This window comes from Streptomyces macrosporus, assembly GCF_039533145.1.
Taxonomy (GTDB): domain Bacteria; phylum Actinomycetota; class Actinomycetes; order Streptomycetales; family Streptomycetaceae; genus Streptomyces; species Streptomyces macrosporus.
Genome location: NZ_BAAASZ010000020.1, coordinates 73,233 through 96,540 on the forward strand (window position 1 = coordinate 73,233; position 23,308 = coordinate 96,540).

A 23,308-nucleotide genomic window follows, 5' to 3' on the forward strand; every position below is an offset into this window, starting at 1 on the left:
GCACGACCGCCGCGGGCGAACCCGTTCCCGCGGCCGGGGCGTCCCTGCGGCGCCCGGGAGGCCGCGCCCGCCTCAGAGCCCGGCGAGGGCCTGGGACGGGGTCGGCACGGGGACGCGCTCCGCCAGGGGGACGATCGGCAGGGAATCGTCGGTGTCCTCGCCGAGGAAGACCCGGCGGACCACCCGCTCCGCCGCGCGACCGTCGTCGAAGTCGCAGAAGCGCTCCCGGAAGTCCGCACGGAGCTTGGCGGACGCCTCGTCGTTCCAGGCGCCCGAGGTCAGGATCTCCAGCAGCTCGCCCTCGGTGGTGGCCACCGCGCCCGGCGGCTCCCGGAGCAGGTCGAAGTAGGTGCCGCGGACCGCCGAGTAGATCTCCCAGTCGTCGGCGAAGATCACGATCGGACGGTCCAGGTTGGCGTAGTCGAACATCGCCGAGGAGTAGTCGGTGATCAGGGCGTCCGCGGCGAGGTAGAGCTTCTCCACCACCGGGTGCGCCGAGACGTCGACGATCCGGCCGTCGGCGCGGAGCGCGGCCAACTCCCGGGAGGAGTCGTAGAAGTAGTGGCCGCGGACCAGCAGCGTGGTGTTCGGGCCGAGCCGCTCGGCGCACCGCGCCAGGTCCAGGCGCGGCACGAAGCCGGACTGGTAGTCGCGGTGGGTGGGGGTGTAGAGGAAGGCGGTGGTGCCGTCGGCGATGCCCAGCTCGCGGCGGGCGGCCACCACGTCCTCGGCCGTGGCGTTGACCAGGACGTCGTTGCGCGGGTAGCCGGTCTCCAGGGAGGTGAAGGAGCAGGGGTAGGCGCGCTCCCAGACGGCCGTGGAGTGGCGGTTGGAGGAGAGGCTGTAGTCCCAGCGGTCGCAGCGGGCGAGCAGCTTGCCGAAGCTCATCCCCTGCGCGGAGCCGGGGTGGTCCCGCTGGTCCAGTCCCATGGACTTCAGCGGGGTGCCGTGGTGGGTCTGGAGATGGATCGAGCCCTCCCGCTTGACCACGGAGTCCGCGAAGTTGACGTTGTTCACCAGGTACTTGGCGCGGGCCACGGCCGTCCAGTACTCGCGGGAGCCGACCGGCACCACCTCCACGCCGCTCGGGAACCGGTCCAGGGTGTCGGGCCGGGCCACCCACACCCGGCGGATGTGGGGCGCGAGCCGGGCCAGTTCCGCGTCGATCGCCGCGGGGTTGCAGGCGTAGGAGCGGTTCCAGTAGGCGGAGAACACCGCCAGGTTCTCGTCCAGCGGCAGCCGCAACTGTGCGCGGTAGTGCGCGTTGACGATCCGCTGCCTGGTCCGCCGGATCTGCTGCCGGCCGTGCTTGCGCAGGTTGCGACGGGCCTTGTTGGCGACCTTGATCCCGGCCACCACGGGGTAGACGCCGAGGGCGAGCAGGCGGTACTTCTGCCCCTGCACGCCGCCCGGCAGGACGAAACCCTCGGGCTTCAGCCGGCGGTAGTCGGCCGAGGCCCGGCGGAAGAACTCGCTCCGGGCGTTCGGGGGCAGCCTGTCGGGGCGGTCCAGGATGGTCAGGTAGTGGTCGATCATCTTCCGGAAGAGTTCCGGCCGCCACGTGTCGAACTCCGGGTGCTCCGCCAGGTACCGGAAGATCCGCTCGTACTGGTCGAAGATCTCGAAGTGCTTCCGGCTGACGGTGCGCAGGATGTTGCCGCCCTGGCGGCGCTGCCGGTAGTGGACGCATATTCGGTCCAGCACGGCGATGCGCTCGGCCGTGATGAGCGTGCAGAACGTCCAGGGCGCGTCCTCGTAGTAGCCCGGGGGGAACTGGAACCCGTGCTTCTCGATGAAGTCCCGCCGGTACGCCTTGTTCCAGACGATCTGCAGCAGGTCGAGCAGTTCGGGACGCTGCTCCAGGGAGAAGGAGGCGGGCCCCTCCTGCCGCAGCAGGTCCTTGAGCTGGTTGCGCTGGACCTTCCCGTACCAGTAGGTGCGCGCGTAGTCGTAGATCAGGATCTCGGGGTCGCCCGTCTCCGCCAGCCGCTCGGCGATGGCGGACAGGGAGCCGGGGGTCAGGGTGTCGTCGCTGTCGAGGAACAGCACGTACTCGCCCCGGGCCTGGGCCATGCCCGCGTTGCGGGTGCGCCCCAGCCCCACGTTCTGCGGCAGGTGCAGGACGCGGACCCGCTCGTCCGCGGCGGCGTACTCGTCGAGGATGGCGCCGGAGTTGTCCGGCGAGCAGTCGTCGACCGCCACGACCTCGAAGTCGGCGAAGTCCTGTTCCAGCACGGAGTCCAGACAAGCCCGCAAGTAGCCCTGCACCTTGTAGGCGGGCACGACGAGTGTGAAGCGTGGCAAGGCTCCCCCTCCGGAGCGAACCGCGCCCAGGTGGTGGCGCCGGTTCCTTGGTGAACTTTCGCCAAACCAAGACTGTCCTCCGGGGTGAACAGTTGCCGCTTGTTACGTGAATGTGATCTTGGAAACGTTTAAGCGACGCGCTCCGGCTTCCCCGGGACGCGGTCGGCGTGGTATCCGCCCGCCGGGCCGTGACGGCCAGCCCGGGAACGGCGGAGGCCCCCGCGCCGGGCCGTGACGGCCGGTGCGGGGGCCTCCGTGTGTCGTCGGGACCGTGCCCGGGAAGCGGTGTCAGGCGTTGACCGCGTCCTCCGTGCCGTTGGCCTCCGGATCCCGCTCCTCCGCCTCGGCGCGGCCGGTTCCGCGCAGCTCCGACGCCTCCCGGAAGGCCGTGCCCATCCGCGCCTGCCGGGCCTGACGCGCCTCCGCCTTGGCGCACAGCGCCAGGACCGCCCGGTTGAAGCGGACGATCGACGGCGGGTCGGCCGGCCCCAGCAGGTGCGTCTTCAGCTCGGCGCGGGCCTGGACCAGGGTGTCCTTCTCCGGGACGCGGACCGACTCCAGCAGCGCGGGGACACCCGAGGCGTCGGGCGTGAGGATCACGGCCGCCCGCACGGTCGGGAAGCCGGTCCTGAACTCCTCCTCCGACAGACCGGTGGTGTTGGTCACCGCGTACGGCTTCTCGCTCGTCAGCCAGTCCGAGACCACGCTCGACACGTCGCTGATCAGCAGGTCGGACCGGTTGAAGCAGGAGAAGAGGGCGGGCCGCGGGCCGGTGATCACCTGGTGCTCCCACTCGGGGAAGGACGCCCAGTACGCCTCCTCCCAGGCCGCCGTCGCGGCGGCCACCGCCGCCTCCCGGTCGCCCTCGGGGGTGGACTGGAGGAGCATCCGCTCCATCTCGTCCGCGCTCGCCCGGAACGCCGAGCTGGTCAGCTCGTCCAGCGCGGCGGTGCGGCGCGCCAGCTCGGCGGCGGCCTCCGGGCCGGGGCGCGGACCGGAGCGCCGGGCGTTGGCCTCGGCGATCAGCTGCCGGATGAGGGCGTCGGCCCGGGCGGCGCGCGGGTCCACCGATCCGGTCATCGGGTGCGGCTTGTACAGCAGCCGGACCTTCGGGTCCGCGAGCAGGGCGCGGACGATGTTCTCGCCGGCCAGGATGATCGAGGTGTTGCCCGGGTCGTCGGTCCAGCCCTCCCAGGTGGGGGCGTACAGGACCGTGGTGAAGCCGTCGGCGGCGGGCGGCCCGGCGTACGGCCGGATCGGCGCGAGCTGCGGGCGGCCGACCTCCACCACGTCGTGGTCGTCCACGCCGATGTCCGCGAGCTGGTAGCGGTCCCGCGCGGCCGGGCCCGCGACCCACACCTCGTCGTACGCCTTGGCGTAGGGGTTGCAGCTGGAGAGCTTGTCGCTCTCGCCGTGGTTGATGAAGGCGTGCTTGATCGACGGGATGCGCAGCACCTGCGAGGTCTTGCCGGAGTTCGCCGGGTGCAGCATCGCCTTCAGCGACGAGTGCTCCAGGTGCATCAGGTGGGCGACCTTCGGGATGCACACGATGGGCACGTCGGTCGCCTCGATCTTCTGCACCATGAACCGCTCGCGCAGCACGATCAGCGGCCGGCCGTCCAGGGAGGAGAGCGTGGAGAGCCACATGTTCGCCTGGTACGCGGAGGTGGCGCCGCCGGAGAAGTACATCGCCACGGTCGGCCGGTACTCCGCCAGCCACCGGTCCAGCCACTCCAGCGTCTCCCGCTCGTTCGCCGGGCGCTTCCCCGGCAGCAGCCAGCGGGCCAGCCAGACCGTGCCGACCAGGGAGAGCAGCAGCGTGAGGCCCAGCCCCAGCAGGCCCCACAGCGCGTCGCCGGTCACGGCGGTGGCCAGCAGACCGGCCGTCGCGGGGACGGAGAAGTACAGCAGACGACGGCTGGGCTGGCGGGCCAGCAGACGCGGCGGGGCGGCGGAGAGCCGCAGGGCCGACGCGTCGATGTTCCGGGTGACGACCGGGAGGGTCCGGGTGCGCCGGACCAGCAGCGCGACGCCCTGGCAGCAGAAGTGCAGGAAGTAGCCGCACAGCAGCGCGAGGGCGAGCGGCTCCTCCAGCGGGTCGACGCCCGGGGTCCGGATCAGGCCGACGACGATCAGCATGTCGCGGAGGAGCTGGCGGGAGGTGACGTCGAACCGGACCCGGCCCAGCCAGGAGGTCACACGCGGCTGGCGGCGCACCAGGTAGAGGTCGAGCAGGAGGCCCGCGGCGGAGCCCACGACGAACAGGGGCAGCACCGGGACCAGCGCGCCGACGAGCTGGACCAGGATGGCCACGGCCAGCAGGGCGGCCGCCAGCAGCGCCTTGAGGGGGGATGAGGACACAGCGGTTCTGCTCTGGGGGGAGGAGCGGAAGGACCTCACCGCTGTGAACGAGGGAAACTTCATACGGGTCACGCTACCTGTGGGCAGATGGGGGATCGGCGTGCTCTTCCTCTCCCGGGACCGCGCGGCCCGCCGTCCCGCGGGACGGCGTACGGGCTCCCGGGCACGGCGCCGCGCCCGGCCCTGTCCGACGGTCGGGACGGGTGCGCGGGCGGGTGCGCGCTTCGCGTAGATTGCGATGCGGACCGGGACGACGGATCACGTACATGGGTGAGGACGCGCAGGTGGCAGGGGCAGAGCAGGATCTTCGACGGGACGTACGGGATGCCCGCAGGGTCGTGGTGAAGGTCGGCTCGTCCTCGCTCACCACGGCCGCGGGGGGGCTGGATGCGGACCGGGTGGACGCGCTGGTGGACGTGCTCGCCAGGCACCTCGCCCCCGCGGACGCACCGGACACGGGGGAGGGCAAGGAGATCGTACTCGTCTCCTCGGGCGCCATCGCGGCGGGTCTGGCACCGCTGGGCCTGGACCGGCGTCCCCGCGACCTCGCCCGCCAGCAGGCCGCCGCGAGCGTGGGCCAGGGCCTGCTGGTGGCCCGCTACACCGCCTCCTTCGCCCGCTACGGCCGGCGCGTCGGCCAGGTGCTGCTCACCACGTACGACACCAGCCGCCGCTCGCACTACCGCAACGCCTACCGCACCCTGGACCAGCTCCTGGCCATGGGCGCGGTGCCGATCGTCAACGAGAACGACACCGTCGCCACGGACGAGATCCGCTTCGGCGACAACGACCGGCTGGCCGCGCTCGTCGCCCACCTGGTCCGCGCCGAGCTGCTCGTCCTGCTCTCCGACGTGGACGGCCTCTACGACGGGAACCCCGCCACGCCGGGCACGTCGCTGATCGAGGAGGTCAGGAGGCCGGAGGACTTGGAGGGCATGGAGATCGGCAGCGCCGGGAAGGCCGGGGTCGGCACCGGCGGCATGGTGACCAAGGTCGAGGCGGCCGGGATCGCCGCCGCGGCCGGCATCCCCGTGGTGCTCACCTCCGCCAGCCACGCCGCCGACGCCCTGGCCGGGCGGCCCATCGGCACCTACTTCCACCCCACCGGCCGTCGCTCCGCCGGCCGGCTGCTGTGGCTGGCCCACGCCTCCACGCCGCGCGGCGCGCTGGTCCTGGACGACGGCGCGGTGCGGGCCGTGGTCGAGCGGCGCACCTCGCTGCTGCCCGCCGGCCTGGCCGGGGTGGAGGGCGAGTTCTCGGCGGGCGACCCGGTCGAGCTGAGGGACGTCTCGGGGCACGCCGTCGCACGCGGACTGGTCAACTTCGACGCGCGGGAGATCCCCCGGCTGATCGGCCGCTCCACCCGGGAGCTCGCCCGCGAGCTCGGACCCGCCTACGAGCGGGAGGTCGTCCACCGCGACGACCTGGTGCTGCTGCACCGGTGACCTGCGGACCCCCACGAGTGTGACGGAGGGCCGTCACACTCGTGCGGGATCGGTGAAAGACCGGTCTTTCAGCGGACACCTTCCCGAAAACCGCCCCGCGGCGGCCCCGGGACTGGTCAACTTTGGTGCGAGGGCCGTTCCGGGACGGCGGCCCGCCTGCGCAGGCACACGGAGTTCGGCACCACACGGAGGCCGCCGGTGAGACGACTGACCAGCGTCGACTTGGGGACTCCCCAGCGAAACGAGGAGACGGGGACTCCCCGACGGAGCGAGGGAAGCGAGGGGAAGGGGCGTCCCCGGCGGGACACGGGGGAGGAGCCCCGGAGCGAGCCCGGCCGGGAAGGGAGCGCCCGCTGTGACGGGACGTCCCGGCTCTGGCACGTCACCCTCAGCGTCTCCGGGGAGGAAGCGCCCCTGAGGGAGGTCAGGCGGGCGCTCGAACAGCTCGCCCACGACCACCCCTTCCTGCTGACCGGCCGGTACGCGAACGACCACGCCGAGATCAGCTACTGGGAGGAGGCCCGCGACCTGCACGACGCGGCGGCCGTCGCGCTGCGGCTGTGGGGCGAGCACCGGGCGTCGGCGAAGCTGCCCCCGTGGGAGATCGTCGGGCTGGAGGTCATCGGCCGCGAGACGTACCGGCAGCGGGTGGCGGAGGGCTACGGCCCGGCCCCGGCCGTCCCGGTGGGCATCCACCCGTTCTGACGCCCGTTCCGCCGCCTGTTCCGCGACACCCGTTCCGACCCGCGCGGAGGCGGGCGCCCGGGGCCCGGACGCGCCCCGCTCCCGCCCCCGCGCACGTCTCGCACTGCGGACTTTCCACCGGCCGCCGTCCTCGGGCCGGCTAGGCTTGGCGCATGAGCCGCGCATCGCAGACCTCGCCCGTCATCGAGACCGCCCGCCGCGCGAAGGAGGCGGCCACCGCGCTCGCCCCGCTGCCGCGCACCGCGCGGGACGGCGCGCTGCTCGCGATCGCCGACGCGCTCACGGCCCGCACGGACGAGATCGTCGCGGCCAACGCCGCCGACGTGGAGAAGGCCCGTGCCGCCGGGACGCCGGACGCGATCGTCGACCGGCTCACCCTCACCCCCGAGCGGATCGCCGCCATCGCCTCCGACGTGCGCGACGTGGTGGCCCTGCCCGACCCGGTCGGCGAGGTGGTCCGCGGCTCCACGCTCCCCAACGGCCTGGAGTTGCGCCAGGTGCGGGTGCCGCTCGGCGTGGTCGGGATCGTCTACGAGGCCCGCCCCAACGTCACCGTGGACGCCGCCGCCCTGTGCCTGAAGTCCGGCAACGCGGTGCTGCTGCGCGGCTCCTCCTCGGCGTACTCCTCCAACACCGCCCTGGTCGCCGTGGTGCGCGACGCGGTGGCCTCCGCCGGCCTCCCGGCCGACGCCGTCCAGCTCGTGCCCGGCGAGAGCCGCGACAGCGTCAAGGAGCTGATGCGCGCCCGCGGCCTGGTCGACGTGCTGATCCCGCGCGGCGGCGCCTCCCTGATCAAGGCCGTGGTCGAGGAGTCCACCGTCCCGGTCATCGAGACCGGCACCGGCAACTGCCACGTCTACGTCGACGAGCGCGCCGACCTCGACATGGCCGTGGACATCCTGGTCAACTCCAAGGCGCAGCGCCCCAGCGTCTGCAACGCCGCCGAGACCGTGCTGGTCCACGAGGGCATCGCCGCCGCCTTCCTGCCCCGCGCCCTGGCCGCCCTGGAGAAGGCCGGGGTGACCGTGCACGGCGACGAGGCGTGGGTCGAGGCGGGCGAGGCCGAGGGAGTGAAGGTGGTGCCCGCCGTCGAGGAGGACTGGGAGACCGAGTACCTCTCGTACGACATCGCCGCCGCCGTCGTCCCCTCCCTGGACGCCGCCGTGGAGCACATCCGCCGCTGGACCTCCGGCCACACCGAGGCCATCGTCACCGCCGACACCGCCGCGGCCCGCCGCTTCGTGTCGCTGGTGGACTCCACCGCGGTCATGGTCAACGCCTCCACCCGCTTCACCGACGGCGGCCAGTTCGGCTTCGGCGCGGAGATCGGCATCTCCACGCAGAAGCTCCACGCCCGCGGCCCCATGGGCCTGCCGGAGCTGACCTCGACGAAGTACGTGGTCACGGGCGACGGCCACGTGCGCGGCTGACCGGAACCGGCCCGCCGGCAACGGACGAATCACCGTTGTCCCTGCCCAAACCGCTCCGACCGGTCTACGCTGGTGCCGTGCCGGACGATGTGGGGGGCAGGCCGTACCCGAACGGCGAGGAGCCCGACGACCGCGACCGCACGGCGGCGGACGACGCGTTCGCCTCCGTGGTCTTCGACGAGTCCTTCGTCCGTGCCGCCCTGATCCACGAGCCCAGCGCCGCCGAGCGCATACTCGCCGCCGCCCAGTCTCCCTCCGAGACCGAGGCGGCGCTCGCGCACGACGATCTGTACGGCCACGGACGGCGGCAGGACCCGGAGGGCACCGAGTACGACGACTCCGACGAGGACGACGACCGGTACGGCAGGTACCGCTACGGCCGTGTGGAGCACGCGGACCGCGTCGAGTACATCGAGTACGTCGAGGACGCGGAGTACCCCGAGGACGCCGGGTACCTCGGCTACAACGAGGACACCGACGCCCGGGACGAGGAGCGCGGCCCCGTCTTCCGCCCCTACCGCGGCCATGTGCGCTGGCAGCGTCCGGTCGCCTGGGTGCTCGCCGTGGTGATGGGCGTCGGAATCGTGGCGCTCGCCTTCGCCGCCGTCTACCGCGGCGCCGCCGGGCACCGTCAGCAGCCCCCCGCGCCCCCGCCCGCGACGACCGACGTGGACGCCCCGTCGGTCGGGCAGTCCTCCGGGGCGCTCCCGTCGCTCTCCGGCCACCACACGACGTCCTCCGCCCGCCTCGACGCGCCGCGGACGTCCTGGGTCCGGGCCCGCTGAGCCCCTTGGCCGACCGTCGGTAGGCCGCCCGGAGGACTCCGCCGGGACTTTCCGAACTTGTGGCTCATCAGGGCGTTTAGCGCGCCCTCCGCCGACCTACCCTGACCGTATGGCCCGGCCTGGAGACCTGCCGCCCGAGGGCGTCCCGGGCGGTGGCGACGACGAGTACCGATCGACCGTCTTCGACGAGTCGTTCGTCCGGGCTGCCCGTCTCCAGGAGTTCTCCGCCCGGGATCGGCTGGTGGACCACGAACACCCCGTGCGTCCCCTGCCGCACAGGCCGCTGCGCGGGATGCCGTGGCAGGGCGTCGTCCTGGTGCTCCTGCTCGTGCTCGCCTTCGGCGGCGCGATCTACATGGGGCTGAGCGCCCCCTCCCCGTCCGCGGAGCCGCCGCGCCGGGAGCCGTTGAGCAGCACGGTGGTCCCGCTCGCCCCGGAGGAACCGGTGCCCGGCGGAGCGCCCGAGCGGCTGTTCGCGCACAGCCCGGCCTCGGACTTCTACGTCGGCGCCGCCGGGGTGACGCTGCCCCCGGTACGCAGCACCCCCCACTTCGCCGAACCCCAGGTGCTCGCCGCGCTGACCACCGCCAAGGAGTACGTCGTCGAGAGCTCCCTCAACCCGGAGGTGCTCGACGGCGGCACCGCGCGCCCGGTGCGGATACTGCTCGACCCCGCCCAGCACGCGCAGTTCGACCGCAGCCTGGAGCGGCCCGCCGCCGACGGCCGGCACGCGGCGACCGGCTGGCTGGTCCGCTTCGACCCGCACGTCACGGACCTGACCGGCGACGGGGTGCGGGTGCGCGGCACGATGGAGTTCCGGGAGGCCCGCTCCGACGTCCTGGAGGTCCGCACCGACCACATCCTCGTCTACGCCGTCCGCCCCGCCGGGGACGGCGGCGCCGCCTCCCTGTTCACGGTGCGGCGCGAGCTGCTGCTGAGCTTCGACCGCAGCGACCTGCGCGACCAGCAGGTGACGGTGGAGCGGGCCACGGTCCGGGCCGGGCCGATGTCCTGCCGGGCCCGGCCCCACGACGCGCTGCGACCGCTGACGGCCGGGCAGTCGGCCGGTGACGACCGTCCGGCCGCCACCGACCCCTACGACCTGCACGGCGGGAACACCGCGCTGTGCGGGACGCTGTCCCCTAGCTCCCGGCCGACCCCGTAGCGCCGTCCGCCTCGCCGCCGGCCCGGCCGCCCGAGCGGCCGGCGAAGCGGTCGCGCAGCCTGCCGCCCAGGTCCCCGGCACCGTCCGTGAGGTCCCGGACGAGGCCCATGAGCGGGTCCTTGCTGGTCCGCACGGTCTCGGAGTAGTGGCTCGCGGACTGCCGGAACGACTCGTAGACCGAGGTCTCCTTGTCGTCCTCGCGCCGGTCGTAGTGCCCGTCCATGATCCGCTGGTAGTCGCGGCCGCTCGCCCACTTGCGCAGCTCCGCGGCGCGCACGGTGGTGAAGGGGTGGCTGCGCGGCAGCACGTTGAGGATCTTCAGGACGGAGTCGCGCAGGTCGCCGCTCGCCTCGTACTCGTCCGCCTGCTTGAGGAACGCGTCCACGTTCATCTCGTGGAGGTGGTTGCCGCCCGCGATCTTCATCAGGCCGCGCATCGACGCCTGGAGGTCCTGGCCGACCAGCAGGCCGGCCCGGTCCGCCGACAGCTCCGACTTGCGGAACCACTCGCGCAGCGCCGTCACGATCGCCATGATCGCCACGTTGCCCAGCGGAATCCACGCCACCTTGACGGCCAGGCCCGTCAGGAACAGCAGGACGGTGCGGTAGACCGAGTGCCCGGAGAGGGCGTGACCGACCTCGTGGCCGATCACCGCCCGCATCTCCTCCTCGTCCAGCAGCTCGATCAGCCCGGTCGTCACCACGATGATCGGCTCGTCCAGGCCGACGCACATGGCGTTGGGCTTCGGGTCCTGCGTGACGTACATCGGCGGGACCTTCTCCAGGTCCAGGATGTAGCAGGCGTCCCGCAGCATGGCGTACAGGTGGGCGAACTGCTCGTCGTTCACCCGCACCGAGTCGGACAGGAACAGCAGGCGCATGCTGCGCTCGGGCAGCAGCCCGCTCAGTGCCTTGAAAACCGTGTCGAATCCGCTCAGCTTGCGCAGCGCCACCAGCGCCGAACGGTCCGCGGGGTGCTCGTACGCCCGCGAGGAGATCCCCGGAAAACGCCGTCTGTTGCGGCCGGGAAGGTGTTCGGTGCTGCCGTTGGCCTCGGTCATCGTCTTGCCCCCTGCGGGTCTCGTCTGGGCCCGTCCCCCGTGTCGCCCACCACCCTAGGCGGTGGGTGCCGCGAGCCACAGGTCCCCACCGGCTTACGATGTGCCTCAAGTTTTCCGTCCCTACCCGGATAGGTCTGCCGACGATGACCCTGCCCGACACCGTGCACACCCTCACCCTCCTCGCCTCCTCCGGTGCTCAGGAAGGCGGCGAGCACGGCGCGAACCCGTACGTCACCGGCGGCGGTGCCCTGCTGGCACTGCTCCTGCTGCTGTGGATCACGACCCGCTTCAACCGGGACCGCTGAGATCCGGCGCCCGCGGCGGCGGATCCGACATCGGACGGCTAAGGTCGGCACGCATGGGAGAAGGCATAGTGTCCGGCGCCGGCAAGCGGCGACTGGGGGTGATGGGCGGAACGTTCGACCCGATCCACCACGGGCACCTGGTCGCGGCGAGCGAGGTGGCGGCCCGGTTCGACCTCGACGAAGTGATCTTCGTACCGACCGGGCAGCCGTGGCAGAAGAGCCACCAGCAGGTCTCGCCGGCCGAGGACCGTTACCTGATGACGGTCATCGCCACCGCCTCCAACCCGCAGTTCTCGGTCAGCCGCATCGACATCGACCGCGGCGGCCGGACGTACACCATCGACACGCTGCGGGACCTGCGGGAACTGCACCCCGACGCCGACCTGTTCTTCATCACCGGCGCGGACGCGCTCGCCCAGATCTTCACCTGGCGCGACGTCGACGAGCTGTTCTCGCTCGCCCACTTCATCGGAGTCACCCGCCCCGGACACACCCTCACGGACCCGGGCCTGCCGGACGGCGGGGTGTCCCTGATCGAGGTCCCGGCGCTGGCGATCTCCTCGACGGACTGCCGTGCGCGCGTGGCACAGGGCAACCCCGTCTGGTATCTGGTGCCGGACGGGGTGGTGCGCTACATCAACAAACGCCGGCTGTACCGGGACGGTCCGGCGCAGAGGGGCTAGAGGGGCGGCAGTCGTGAACGACCGGCAGGACCCGTACGGGTGGGGAGACGCGCCACAGGCGAGCGGTCACCCCTACGGTTACGACGAGTACGGTCGCCCGGTCCATCCCCCGCACGCGGGTGGTGTCCCCGGCGCACCGTCGCAACAGGGCCACGACGCCTCGTACGCGGGTCCGGAGGCGGGCCCGCATGCCGGGTACGACCCGTACGGGTCGTACCCTTCCGACGGCTACGCCCAGGGGACCTACGCGCCGGACGCCTACACGCCCGGCGCGTACGCCCCCTACTCCGGCGGCTACACCCCCGACACCCACGCGCCGGACGCCTACGCCCCCGACGCCTATGCCCCCGACGCCTACGCGCCCGGCCAGGATCCGGGCCCGGACCACGGCGGCCACGACTCCCGGGACCCGTACGCCTCCTCCTGGGACGCCTCGGCGACCGGCACGCCGCAGCCCGCCGGGGACGTCTGGATTCCGCAGCAGCCCCAGGGCCCCTGGTACGAGGAGGGCGACGGCGCGCGGGACCAGGACTCCCGGGAGGGGCGGGAGCCCGACACCGCGCCCGCTTCCGCCGGGGCGCCGGACGGCACGGACCCGGGCGGCTCGGGCGATGCCGACGGCGAATACCGGACCGAGGAGTTCTCCTTCATCGAGGAGAAGAGCGAGGAGTCCGAAGACGTCATCGACTGGCTGAAGTTCTCCGAGAGCCGCACCGAGCGGCGCGAGGAGGCCAAGCGCCGGGGCCGCAACCGCACGATCGCCCTGATCGTCGCGGCGGCCGTGGTCCTGGTGGGCGGCGTCGGCTGGCTGTGGTTCGCGGGCATGCTGCCCGGACTGTCCGGCTCCGAGGGCACCGAGCAGGCGGCGGGGGCCGGCCAGAAACGCACGGTGATAGTCGTCCACCTGCGCGAGGTCGACGGCGGCGAGACCTCCACGGCGCTGCTGGTCAACAACGAGACGGCCGGCAAGGGCACCACCGTCCTGCTGCCCAACTCCCTCGCCGTCTCCTCCGGCGGGACGGGCGCGGCCACCACGCTCGGCAAGGCATTCCAGGCCGAGGGCGCCGCCGCCACGCGCGACGCGCTGGGCCTGCTGCTGGGCACCGAGATCAGGGGCACCTGGCGGCTGGACACCCCGTACCTGGAGAACTGGGTCGAGCTGGTCGGCGGCATCACCGTCGACGCCGACACCACCGTGCCCGGCGCCAAGAAGGGCGACGGGCCGGCGGTCGAGCAGGGCGCCGACCGCGACCTGGACGGGCGGGCCGCCGTCGCCTACGCCACGTACCGGGCCGCCGGCGAGCCGCAGACGAAGCAGCTCGCCCGCTTCGGACAGGTGGTGCAGGCCACGCTCGCCAAGATGTCCAGCGACCCGCGGACCGCCACCGAGACGGTCAGGTCGCTGGCCCAGATCCCCGACCCCTCCCTGACGGAGGCGCAGCTCGGCGCCAGCCTCGCCCCGCTGGCCGGGTACGCCAAGGACGGCGACTACGCCACCGAGCTGCTGCCGGTGGAGGCGGACGGCACGCTGAGCGACGCGACCAGCGAGGGCCTGGTGAAGAACGTGCTCGGCGGCACGGTGCGGAACACCGACCCGGACGCCACCCCGCGCGTGAGCCTGAAGGACGCCACCGGCGACGAGAACGCCGCGACGACCGCCCGGGTGACGCTGGTGAACGGCGGCTACACCGTCGTCGGCGCCGGTTCGGCCGGCGCGCCGCAGGCCACCACCCGTGTGACGTACGCGGACGCCGAGGACAAGGAGAAGGCCGTGGAGGTCGCCAGGACGCTCGGCCTGTCCGAGAAGGTGGTCGTCGAGGGCAAGGGCGCGGCGAACGCCGACGTCACGGTGGTGCTCGGCCAGGACTACGAGCCCGCGGGGTCGGAGGGCTGACCGGAAGGCCAGGGAGTCGGTCCGCGGCGGATCGTGAGACCCTTGAAGGGTTGTTGACCACCGACGGAAAGCATGCCTGTGACCGCCACGGACCGCTCCATCGAGCTGATCAACGCAGCCGCCCAGGCGGCTGCCGACAAGCTCGCCCACGACATCGTCGCGTACGACGTCAGCGATGTGCTCTCCATCACCGACGCCTTCCTGCTGGCCTCCGCGCCCAACGACCGCCAGGTCAGGTCGATCGTCGACGAGATCGAGGAGCGCCTCCTGAAGGAGAAGGGCGTCAAGCCCGCGCGCCGCGAGGGCGAGCGCGAGGGCCGCTGGGTCCTGCTGGACTTCGTCGACATCGTGGTGCACGTGCAGCACAGCGAGGAGCGGGTCTTCTACGCGCTGGAGCGGCTGTGGAAGGACTGCCCGCGGATCGATCTGCCGGAGGCCGCCGAGGCCACCCGGGGCAAGGGCGAGGCCGCGGCGCGCGAGGGCGGTGAGTCGAGCTGAACGGACGTGTGGCGGGTCGCGGTCGCCGGATCGTGCTGTGGCGGCACGGCCAGACCGCCTGGAACCTCGAACGCCGTTTCCAGGGCACGACGGACATCGAGCTGACCGAGGCGGGCGTCGCCCAGGCGCGGCGCGCGGCCCGGCAGCTCGCGGCGCTGGGGCCGGACGCGATCATCGCCTCCGACCTGAAGCGGGCCGTCGACACGGCCGCCGAGCTGGCGGCGGTCACGGGCCTGGAGGTCACCTACGACGAGGGCCTGCGCGAGACGTACGCGGGCGTCTGGCAGGGGCTGACCCACGAAGAGATCATGGAGCGCCACGGCGAGGAGTACGCCGCGTGGAAGCGCGGCGAGCCCGTGCGGCGCGGCGGCGGCGAGCTGGAGACGGAGGTGGCCGACCGCGCGGCCCCGGTCGTCGAGCGCAGCGCCGAGAAGCTGCCCGACGGCGGGGTCCTGGTCGTCGTCAGCCACGGCGGCACCATCCGCACCACCATCGGCCGCCTCCTCGGCCTGGAGCCGCGCTCCTGGGAGGCCCTGGGCGGGCTGTCCAACTGCTGCTGGTCCGTCCTGGGCGAGGGCGCCCGCGGCTGGCGGCTGCTGGAGCACAACGCCGGGACGCTCCCCGAGCCGGTCCTCGGCGACGACGTCTGACCGTCCGGAGGGGCCCGGCCGGGGCGTACGACGGGGCGCCGGCCGGGGCCTCGGAGGCCGATTTCGCGTTCGGGCAGGTCACCGGTTAAGCTACTTCCCGTTCACGGCGCCGCGGTGAGAACGGCGGAGCCGCGGGCTCGGGGCTATAGCTCAGTTGGTAGAGCGCTTGCATGGCATGCAAGAGGTCAGGAGTTCGATTCTCCTTAGCTCCACAGGACACCGCGAGATCCCGCTCCCCTTCGAGGGGGGCGGGATCTTCGCTTTCCGGCCCCTCGCCGCCCACCCGCTTCCGTCCCGTCCACTTCTCCCGCCCTTTCCGCGCCGTTCACCGCTGGTCGGACAGCGGTGGCGAGAAGTGCGCGCTCTCGTCGCACTTCTGCCGGAGACCGCACGGAGCGTGGCAGAATCGGAGCGCTGGACGAGGCGGCAGCCCCCATCGGAGGGCTGGTGGGGGAGAGTGCCGAGGAAAGGACGCTGCGATGCCGAGGGGGTCCGCGACTCCACGGTTTTCGGTCCGTGGATCGGGAGACGTCGCCGGAATGTTCAGGGGGAGCGCGGACAGCGGAGGAGCTTCCCGTAGGTGCACGCCCACGGCCACGGCTGGAGTTGACTGACGGACATGGGTGCCCACAGCAGGAAGTGCGACTGGTGCGGCAGCGGCACCCCGATCGTCCGCGACATGGAGCCGATCAACACGGCCTACCAGTACTGGTGCGTCGAGTGCGCGCGGGCGCTGATCATCAAGGGTGATCCGATCGAGATCTACCGCGAGTTGGAGGGCGAGCCGATCTACGGCCGGCTCCTCGAGGAGCACTGCACCCTCAAGCGCTTCTACTCCTTCGTGGCCGCCTGAGCCCGGGCCGGTCCGAGCGGCCTCCTCCGCCCGGGCACGGCGGCACCCCCGCTTCCCGCCGGGGCGGACGGGTACGGCACGGGTCGGCGCAGCGCCCGTACCGCCAGCACCGCCGTGAGGACCAGGACGGTCGTCCCCGCCAGCGGGTAGACGGCCGACAGCACCATCTCCACGCCGCTCTGCCGCAGTTCGAACCGCTCCGCCGGGTCGTGCGGCACCCACCACAGCGCGTACGAGCAGAACAGCAGCGCCGCCGACGCCGCACCCGTCCACCACAGGGCGCCGCCGCGGCGCAGCGCCTCCGCACCGAGCAGCAGCGCGGTCGGCACGCACCACACCCAGTGGTGCGACCAGGAGACGGGGCTGACCAACAGCGCGGTGGAGGCGCAGGCGACGACGGCCCAGGCGTGCGCGGAGGGCAGCCGGCGCGGACCGGCCAGCGCGGCGGCCACCGCCACGGCCAGCCCCGCGGCGGCCACCACGGCGGCGAGCGGCAGCCAGCCGGCATCGGGGTCGGTGGTGTGCAGCAGCCGGGCCAGGACGCCGCGCAGCGACTGGTTGGCGGTGTCCTCCACCCGGCCCACCCGCTCCGGCGCGAAGACCGCCTCGGTCCAGAAGTGCCGGGAGTCGCGCGGCAGCACCACGGCGGCCAACAGGACCGTTCCGGCGAAGGCCCCGCAGGCCACGGCGGCCCGGCGCAGCCAGTGGTTCCAGACGCCGCGGTCGAGCCGGCCGGTCCTCCGCAGCCGCTGCCACGCCCGGACCAGGCCGCACAGCGCCAGGAACACCGCGAACAGCGCGGGGGTCAGCTTGATCCCGGCCGCGATCCCGATGCCGACACCCGCCCAGCGGTGGTCGGGACGCCGGGACAGGTCCCACAGGACCAGGGCGGCGAGCAGCAGGTTGATCTGCCCGTACCGCAGCGTCGTCCACACCGGCTCGCACCAGACGGCGACCGCCGCCAGCGCCAGGGCGGCGGCCGGGCGCGGCACGCGCAGCGGACGGTCGACGAGCCGCAGCGACAGGTGGATCAGGACGACCAGCAGGGCCAGGTTGACCCCGGTGGCCAGGGCCCGCATCTCCGGCACGTCGACCAGGGTGAGCGGGATGAACAGCAGCGCGGCGAACGGCGGGTAGGTCATCGGCAGTTCGGCGTGCGTGGCCCGCATCGCGTACAGGTCGCCGCCGGTGCGCGCCGTCCAGCCCTCGGCCCGGTAGACCATCAGGTCGATCATGGAGACGTCGGCCGCGCGCTGCGCCGCCAGGAAGGCGGTGAAGGACAGCAGGCAGAGCACGGCGGCGATCCGAGTGGGCCGCCTCAGCGGATACCCCCTCGCCGCGAGGTCCCGGCGGTCGGCTATCGGCTGCAGCGTGCTCACGGGCGGCTCCGGTCTCCGGTGGGGTTCCTGGGGAACGGGTGGGCGGAACAGTGTGCGAAACGGGCGCGGAGACCGACAGTACCCCCACCCCCGTGACCCACCCGTTATGGGATTTGGCGAAGAGCGGTGGGGGCCGTGTACAGTAGGCGTCGCCGCCGCGGGAAACCGCGAACGGACGACTCGGGGCTATAGCTCAGTTGGTAGAGCGCTTGCATGGCATGCAAGAGGTCAGGAGTTCAATTCTCCTTAGCTCCACGGTGAGGAAGCGGGCCACTCGCGAGAGTGGCCCGCTTCTCGCGTTCCCGCCCTTCTCGCGTGGTCCCGCGTCTTCCCACGCCGTCTCGCGGTGTCTCGTGTTCCCCCCTCTTCGGGGCTCCGCGAGGGGCCGGCCGGGCGCGTCCGAGCCGTGGGCGGATGGCGGTGCCGAGGGGGCCTTGCGGTACCCTGACGCCATGCGTGCCGTACGCCTTCTGCTTAGCGGGCCGCGCTGAACCACCGCCGACACTCCGGTTTGGTTCCGGTGGAGTCGGAATCAGCGCGGCGTCCCCTCCTGTGCGAGGGGTCTTTTGTTTTGCGGGCCATCGTGTTCCCGCGACGCTTCCGCAGGCAGACGACCGATGGAGCTTAGAGGACGATGAGCGAGACCACCGCCGCCGCGGAGACCGCGGCCCCCCATCGCTACACGGCCGCGCTGGCCGCCGAGATCGAGGCGCGCTGGCAGGACTTCTGGGACGAGCACGGCACGTACGAGGCCCCCAACCCCAAGGGGGAGCTGGCCGGGGACCCCGAGACGATCGCTCGACCCAAGCGGTTCATCATGGACATGTTCCCGTACCCCTCGGGCGCGGGCCTGCACGTCGGACACCCGCTGGGCTACATCGCCACGGACGTCACCGCGCGCTACCTGCGCATGACCGGCCACAACGTCCTGCACACCCTGGGCTTCGACGCCTTCGGCCTGCCCGCCGAGCAGTACGCCGTGCAGACCGGCACCCACCCGCGGGTGTCGACCGAGGCCAACATCGAGAACATGAGGGCCCAGCTGCGGCGGCTGGGGCTGGGGCACGACCAGCGCCGCTCCTTCGCCACGATCGACCCGGGCTACTACCGCTGGACCCAGTGGATCTTCCTGCAGATCTTCAACTCCTGGTACGACGAGGAGGCGCGCAGGGCACGGCCGATCCAGGAGCTGGTCGAGCAGTTCGAGAACGGCACGCGCCCCACGCCCGACGGACGGCCCTGGAGCGAGCTGAGCGAGGTCGAGCGGGCCGACGTGCTGGGCGGGTACCGCCTGGCGTACGCCTCGGACGCGCCGGTCAACTGGTGCCCCGGCCTGGGCACCGTCCTGGCCAACGAGGAGGTCACCGCCGAGGGCCGCTCCGAGCGCGGCAACTACCCGGTCTTCAAGGCCAAGCTGCGCCAGTGGAACATGCGCATCACCGCGTACGCCGAGCGGCTGCTGGAGGACCTGGACACGCTGGACTGGCCCGAGGCCATCAAGCTGCAGCAGCGCAACTGGATCGGCCGCAGCGAGGGCGCCCGCATCGAGTTCCCCGTCGCCGCCGACGGCGGCGAGGACTCCGGCGAGCGGATCACCGTCTTCACCACCCGGCAGGACACCCTGTTCGGCGCCACGTACATGGTGCTGGCGCCCGAGCACGACCTGGTGGACCGGATCGTCCCCGCCGCCTGGCCCGAGGGCACCCGCGAGGCGTGGACGGGCGGCTACCCCACCCCGGCCGAGGCCGTCTCGGAGTACCGCAAGCAGGCGGCGTCCAAGTCCGACGTGGAGCGGCAGGCCGAGGCCAAGGAGAAGACCGGCGTCTTCACCGGCGCGTACGCCGTCAACCCCGCCAGTGGCGAGCGGGTCCCCGTGTTCATCGCCGACTACGTGCTGATGGGCTACGGCACCGGCGCGATCATGGCCGTTCCCGCGCACGACACCCGTGACTTCGCCTTCGCCCGCGCCTTCGACCTGCCGATGCGGTGCGTGGTCGAGCCGACGGACGGCCGCGGCACCGACCCGTCCACCTGGGACGACGCCTTCGCCTCGTACGACGCGCGGATCATCGACTCGACCGGCGAGGGCGTCTCGCTGGACGGCCTGTCCGTCACCGAGGCCAAGGCCCGGATGACCGAGTGGCTGGCCGAGCGCGGCATCGGCGAGGGCACCGTCAACTACCGGCTGCGCGACTGGCTGTTCAGCCGGCAGCGCTACTGGGGCGAGCCCTTCCCGATCGTCTACGACGAGGACGGCGTCGCCCACGCGCTGCCCGAGTCGATGCTGCCGCTGGAGCTGCCCGAGGTCGAGGACTACTCCCCGCGCACCTTCGACCCCGACGACGCCGACACCGAGCCCGAGACCCCGCTGTCCCGGAACGAGGAGTGGGTCAACGTCACCCTGGACCTGGGCGACGGACGCGGCCCGCGCAGGTTCCGCCGCGAGACCAACACCATGCCCAACTGGGCCGGTTCGTGCTGGTACGAGCTGCGCTACCTGGACCCGCACAACGACGAGAAGCTGGTCGACCCCGAGATCGAGCGGTACTGGATGGGTCCGCGCGAGGGGCGGCCGACCGGCGGCGTCGACCTGTACGTCGGCGGCGCCGAACACGCCGTGCTGCACCTGCTGTACGCCCGCTTCTGGTCCAAGGTGCTGTACGACCTGGGCCACATCTCCTCGTCCGAGCCGTTCCACAAGCTGTTCAACCAGGGGATGATCCAGGCGTACGTCTACCGCGACTCCCGCGGCATCGCCGTCCCCGCCGCCGAGGTCGAGGAGCGCGACGGGGCGTACTGGTACAAGGGCGAGAAGGTCGGCCGGGCGCTGGGCAAGATGGGCAAGTCCCTGAAGAACGCCGTCACCCCGGACGAGATCTGCGCCGAGTACGGCGCGGACACGCTGCGGCTGTACGAGATGGCGATGGGCCCGCTGGACGTCTCGCGGCCGTGGGACACCCGCGCGGTCGTCGGCCAGTACCGGCTGCTGCAGCGGCTGTGGCGCAACGTCGTGGACGAGGCCACGGGCGAGGTCGCGGTCGTCGACGCCGAGCCGGACGAGGAGACCCTGCGGGCGGTCCACAAGGCGATCGACGGGGTGCGCAAGGACATGGAGGGCCTGCGCTTCAACACCGCCATCGCCAAGATCACCGAGCTGAACAACCACATCACCAAACTGCGCGAGGTGCCGCGCTGGGCCGCCGAGCGGCTGGTGCTGTTGATCGCGCCGCTGGCCCCGCACGTCGCCGAGGAGCTGTGGCACCGGCTGGGCCACGACACCAGCGTCGTCTACGAGGACTTCCCCGTCGCCGACCCGCGGTACGTGGTGGACGAGACCGTCACCTGCGTCGTGCAGGTCAGGGGCAAGGTCAAGGCCCGTCTGGAGGTCGCGCCGGACATCTCGGAGGCCGACCTGGAGGCCCGGGCGCTGGCCGAGCCGGCGATCGTGAACGCGCTGGGCGGCGCGGACGTCCGCAAGGTCATCGTCCGGGCGCCGAAGCTGGTGAACATCGTCCCGGCCTGATCCCGGAACCGGGCCGTGCGGGGGTGGAGGCGGACGCGGCCTCCACCCCCGCACGTGCTCCGGTGCGCGTTCCCGCGTGCGTTCCGGTGCGCGTTCCGGTAGGGGCGCGGGCGTCGGCCACCGGTGGCGGCGGCGCCCTCCCGCGGCGGACCGGCGTCCCTTACGGGTGGGACGCGGGGGGAGTCCGGGTCGGCGTGGAACCCCGGAGCGGCCCTCGCGCGTTTACCCTGGGAACACGACGGCACCGGCGAACGAGGGAGCGACTGTGGAGTTCGTCATCGGCCTGCTGGCCCTGCTCTTCGTGCTCTTCACGGTCCTCGGAGCGATCGCCGCGGTGAAGACCGCACGGGCGGTCAAGCGCGGGGTGGAGCGGGCCGGTGATCAGGTGCGTCGGACGGTGGAGGACACCACGCTGCGGGCCCGCGGCGCCCAGCCCGGCCCCGTGGGCGAGCTGGCCCGGGTACGGCTGGAACTGCGCGCGTCCCTCGACGGCACGCGCCGGGCGCTGGAGGCCGGGTCCTCGCACGACGCCTCGCTGAGCGAGGCCCTCGGCCTGTTCGAGCGGCTCCAGGAACACGCCCGTCAACTCGACGGGGAACTGCGGCTGCTGATGGAGCGCGAACCGGACCGGGCACGGGTCGCCGCCCGGCTGCCCGAGGCGCGGGAGCGGGCCGAGCGCATCAAGGCGTCCGCGGACTCGCTGCGGTTCGCCGCGCAGGACCGCGCCCGGCGCCACAGCGAGGACGAGTTGGCCGCGCTGAGCGAGCAGATCGAACTGGAGGCGGGCGCGCTGCGGCACTGGGTCACCCCCGACGCGGAGCTGCCCGGCGCCTCCGGAGCGCCCGGTGCCCCCGGCGTCGAGGGCCGGACGGGGACGGCGGGGCAGCGGGCGGTGGAGCCCGGCTCGAACTTCGGCACCACCGACTTCGGTACCACCGACTTCCGCAAGGGCCGTCCGCAGAGCGCGTCGTGAGCCACGCCGACGGGCCGGCATCGCCCGCGCCGGGAAGGGCGGGGTAATCTCCGCCCCATGTCCCGCCATGTCGCGATCGTCACTGATTCCACGGCCTACCTGCCACGGGCGGCACTGGAGCGGCACCGCATCACCTCGGTGCCGCTGACCGTGGTGCTGGGCGACCGGGCGCTGGAGGAGGGCACCGAGATCTCCGCCCGTTCGCTCGCCGAGGCGCTGCGGAAACGGCGGTCCGTGACCACCTCCCGCCCCGCTCCGCAGGTGTTCGCCGACGTCTACCGCACCATCGCGAAGACGGGGGTGGAGGGCATCGTCTCCCTCCACCTGTCGGCGGAGTTCTCCGGCACCTACGACGCGGCCGTGCTCGCCGCCCGGGAGGCGCCCGTCCCGGTACGGGTGGTGGACACCGGCATGGTGGCGATGGCGTTGGGCTTCTGCGCCCTGGCCGCGGCGGAGGTCGCCGAGGCGGGCGGCACGCTGGAGGAGACGGTCGCGGCGGCCCGCGAGCGCGCGGAGGGAACGTCCGCGTACTTCTACGTGGACACCCTGGACTACCTGCGGCGCGGGGGGCGCATCGGCGCGGCCCAGGCGCTGCTGGGCTCGGCACTGGCGGTCAAGCCGCTGCTGGAGCTGGAGGACGGCCGCATCGGCATGGTGGAGAAGGTCCGCACCGCCTCCCGGGCCATCGCCCGCCTGGAGGAGATCGTGGTGGAACGGGCGGGCACCGCCCCCGTGGACATCGCCGTGCACCACCTGGCCGCGCCGGACCGCGCCGACCAGCTCGCCGAGCGGCTGCGCACCCGTGTGCCGGGGCTGGGGGAGCTGCACGTCAGCGAGGTGGGCGCGGTCATCGGCGCGCACACCGGGCCGGGGCTGCTGGGTGTGGTGGTGTCGCTCGGACAGGTGACGGAGTTGTCCACAACCGACGGGTAGTCCACGGAAGAAGCCCATGATCGTCGGGGATGGGCCGTCCGACCTACCGTCGATCGGCATGGACACCCGATCACACCCCGGCGCTCACTCCCCGTCACCGTCCCGACAGCCGTCCCGGACGCGCTCCCGGTCGCCTCTTCGGCCCCGGGCGCGGTCACGTCCCCTGTCGAGCCGCCCACCGGCGGCCGGTCCGGGCCGCCGGGCGCGGCGGCGGGTCGCCGACGCGGCACCGCTGCGCGAGCGTGCGAGCGCGCTGCTCGTGGCCGGGCCGGAGCCGCGCGGGCCGGCCACCGGAGCCGCCTCCGTCGCTCCGCCCGAGACCGGTGGGGGTGCCGGCGATCCGGCTCCGCTGTCGCGTGCGG

18 protein-coding genes and 2 tRNA genes are annotated in these 23,308 nt (G+C 72.8%); 16 read left to right on the top strand and 4 right to left on the bottom strand.

Annotation, left to right across the window (positions count from 1 at the left end):
• Positions 1-72: 72 nt before the first annotated feature.
• Positions 73-2,304: a bifunctional glycosyltransferase/CDP-glycerol:glycerophosphate glycerophosphotransferase gene (locus ABD335_RS12450; RefSeq protein WP_344322338.1), complete on the bottom strand. Its 2,232-nt coding sequence runs from the start codon at positions 2,302-2,304 to the stop codon at positions 73-75.
• Positions 2,305-2,592: 288 nt separating this feature from the next.
• Entirely contained in the window at positions 2,593-4,728 is a 2,136-nt protein-coding gene (locus ABD335_RS12455; protein ID WP_425583618.1) for a hypothetical protein, read from the bottom strand.
• Positions 4,729-4,931: 203 nt separating this feature from the next.
• Here ABD335_RS12455 and proB point away from each other — a divergent pair, with 203 nt between their 5' ends.
• The 5 genes from proB to ABD335_RS12480 all read left to right on the top strand — a co-directional run bounded on the left by proB (position 4,932) and on the right by ABD335_RS12480 (position 10,195).
• Positions 4,932-6,110 (top strand): glutamate 5-kinase, encoded by a 1,179-nt coding sequence (gene proB, locus ABD335_RS12460; protein ID WP_425583619.1) that lies wholly within the window; start codon positions 4,932-4,934, stop codon positions 6,108-6,110.
• Positions 6,111-6,308: 198 nt separating this feature from the next.
• On the top strand, positions 6,309-6,815 hold the full coding sequence (locus ABD335_RS12465; RefSeq protein WP_344322341.1) for a hypothetical protein: 507 nt from the start codon (positions 6,309-6,311) through the stop codon (positions 6,813-6,815).
• A 152-nt stretch (positions 6,816-6,967) separates the two neighbouring features.
• Complete coding sequence (locus ABD335_RS12470; RefSeq protein WP_344322342.1) at positions 6,968-8,245, top strand: glutamate-5-semialdehyde dehydrogenase; 1,278 nt, start codon at positions 6,968-6,970, stop codon at positions 8,243-8,245.
• Positions 8,246-8,322: 77 nt separating this feature from the next.
• Positions 8,323-9,030, top strand: a complete 708-nt coding sequence (locus ABD335_RS12475; protein ID WP_344322343.1) for an SCO2584 family spore wall biosynthesis protein — start codon at positions 8,323-8,325, stop codon at positions 9,028-9,030.
• 109 nt (positions 9,031-9,139) lie between these two features.
• Entirely contained in the window at positions 9,140-10,195 is a 1,056-nt protein-coding gene (locus ABD335_RS12480; RefSeq protein ID WP_344322344.1) for an SCO2583 family membrane protein, read from the top strand.
• On the opposite strand, the gene ABD335_RS12485 is transcribed toward ABD335_RS12480, so the two are convergent.
• Positions 10,173-11,255: a M48 family metallopeptidase gene (locus ABD335_RS12485; RefSeq protein ID WP_344322345.1), complete on the bottom strand. Its 1,083-nt coding sequence runs from the start codon at positions 11,253-11,255 to the stop codon at positions 10,173-10,175. The genes ABD335_RS12480 and ABD335_RS12485 overlap by 23 nt on opposite strands.
• 143 nt (positions 11,256-11,398) lie before the next feature.
• On the opposite strand from ABD335_RS12485, the gene ABD335_RS12490 reads away from it, so the two are divergent.
• The 7 genes from ABD335_RS12490 to ABD335_RS12520 all read left to right on the top strand — a co-directional run bounded on the left by ABD335_RS12490 (position 11,399) and on the right by ABD335_RS12520 (position 16,138).
• Positions 11,399-11,560, top strand: a complete 162-nt coding sequence (locus tag ABD335_RS12490; protein ID WP_344322346.1) for a hypothetical protein — start codon at positions 11,399-11,401, stop codon at positions 11,558-11,560.
• 53 nt (positions 11,561-11,613) lie between these two features.
• The gene (gene nadD / locus ABD335_RS12495) at positions 11,614-12,243 is read left to right on the top strand and encodes a nicotinate-nucleotide adenylyltransferase (RefSeq protein ID WP_344322347.1); all 630 of its coding nucleotides are present in this window, start codon (positions 11,614-11,616) and stop codon (positions 12,241-12,243) included.
• Between the two features lie 13 nt (positions 12,244-12,256).
• Positions 12,257-14,137 (top strand): LytR C-terminal domain-containing protein, encoded by a 1,881-nt coding sequence (locus tag ABD335_RS12500; RefSeq protein ID WP_344322348.1) that lies wholly within the window; start codon positions 12,257-12,259, stop codon positions 14,135-14,137.
• 78 nt (positions 14,138-14,215) lie between these two features.
• Entirely contained in the window at positions 14,216-14,635 is a 420-nt protein-coding gene (rsfS, locus tag ABD335_RS12505; RefSeq protein ID WP_344322997.1) for a ribosome silencing factor, read from the top strand.
• On the top strand, positions 14,632-15,285 hold the full coding sequence (locus ABD335_RS12510) for a histidine phosphatase family protein (RefSeq protein WP_344322999.1): 654 nt from the start codon (positions 14,632-14,634) through the stop codon (positions 15,283-15,285). Before rsfS ends, ABD335_RS12510 begins: the two co-directional genes overlap by 4 nt.
• Positions 15,286-15,424: 139 nt before the next feature.
• Positions 15,425-15,497, top strand: a tRNA-Ala gene (locus tag ABD335_RS12515).
• Between the two features lie 407 nt (positions 15,498-15,904).
• A complete protein-coding gene (locus tag ABD335_RS12520) occupies positions 15,905-16,138 on the top strand; it encodes a hypothetical protein (RefSeq protein ID WP_344322349.1) in 234 nt (77 codons plus the stop codon).
• Here ABD335_RS12520 and ABD335_RS12525 read toward each other — a convergent pair.
• Positions 16,117-17,517 (bottom strand): glycosyltransferase 87 family protein, encoded by a 1,401-nt coding sequence (locus tag ABD335_RS12525; protein ID WP_344322350.1) that lies wholly within the window; start codon positions 17,515-17,517, stop codon positions 16,117-16,119. The genes ABD335_RS12520 and ABD335_RS12525 overlap by 22 nt on opposite strands.
• 182 nt (positions 17,518-17,699) lie before the next feature.
• On the opposite strand from ABD335_RS12525, the gene ABD335_RS12530 reads away from it, so the two are divergent.
• The 4 genes from ABD335_RS12530 to ABD335_RS12545 all read left to right on the top strand — a co-directional run bounded on the left by ABD335_RS12530 (position 17,700) and on the right by ABD335_RS12545 (position 22,946).
• A tRNA-Ala gene (locus tag ABD335_RS12530) sits at positions 17,700-17,772 on the top strand.
• Between the two features lie 379 nt (positions 17,773-18,151).
• Positions 18,152-21,040, top strand: a complete 2,889-nt coding sequence (gene leuS, locus ABD335_RS12535) for a leucine--tRNA ligase (protein WP_344322351.1) — start codon at positions 18,152-18,154, stop codon at positions 21,038-21,040.
• Between the two features lie 265 nt (positions 21,041-21,305).
• Complete coding sequence (locus ABD335_RS12540) at positions 21,306-22,013, top strand: hypothetical protein (RefSeq protein WP_344322353.1); 708 nt, start codon at positions 21,306-21,308, stop codon at positions 22,011-22,013.
• Positions 22,014-22,070: 57 nt separating this feature from the next.
• Positions 22,071-22,946 (top strand): DegV family protein, encoded by an 876-nt coding sequence (locus tag ABD335_RS12545; protein WP_344322354.1) that lies wholly within the window; start codon positions 22,071-22,073, stop codon positions 22,944-22,946.
• Positions 22,947-23,308 lie beyond the last annotated feature (362 nt).

Excerpts from the sequence above, each read along its gene's own strand:
- nadD (WP_344322347.1), top strand. The coding sequence starts at position 11,614 with ATGGGAGAAGGCATAGTGTCCGGCGCCGGCAAGCGGCGACTGGGGGTG.
- proB (WP_425583619.1), top strand. The coding sequence starts at position 4,932 with ATGGGTGAGGACGCGCAGGTGGCAGGGGCAGAGCAGGATCTTCGACGG.
- ABD335_RS12480 (WP_344322344.1), top strand. The coding sequence starts at position 9,140 with ATGGCCCGGCCTGGAGACCTGCCGCCCGAGGGCGTCCCGGGCGGTGGC.
- ABD335_RS12545 (WP_344322354.1), top strand. The coding sequence starts at position 22,071 with ATGTCCCGCCATGTCGCGATCGTCACTGATTCCACGGCCTACCTGCCA.
- ABD335_RS12520 (WP_344322349.1), top strand. The coding sequence starts at position 15,905 with ATGGGTGCCCACAGCAGGAAGTGCGACTGGTGCGGCAGCGGCACCCCG.
- ABD335_RS12490 (WP_344322346.1), top strand. The coding sequence starts at position 11,399 with ATGACCCTGCCCGACACCGTGCACACCCTCACCCTCCTCGCCTCCTCC.
- ABD335_RS12470 (WP_344322342.1), top strand. The coding sequence starts at position 6,968 with ATGAGCCGCGCATCGCAGACCTCGCCCGTCATCGAGACCGCCCGCCGC.
- ABD335_RS12455 (WP_425583618.1), bottom strand. The coding sequence starts at position 4,728 with ATGAAGTTTCCCTCGTTCACAGCGGTGAGGTCCTTCCGCTCCTCCCCC.
- leuS (WP_344322351.1), top strand. The coding sequence starts at position 18,152 with ATGAGCGAGACCACCGCCGCCGCGGAGACCGCGGCCCCCCATCGCTAC.
- ABD335_RS12485 (WP_344322345.1), bottom strand. The coding sequence starts at position 11,255 with ATGACCGAGGCCAACGGCAGCACCGAACACCTTCCCGGCCGCAACAGA.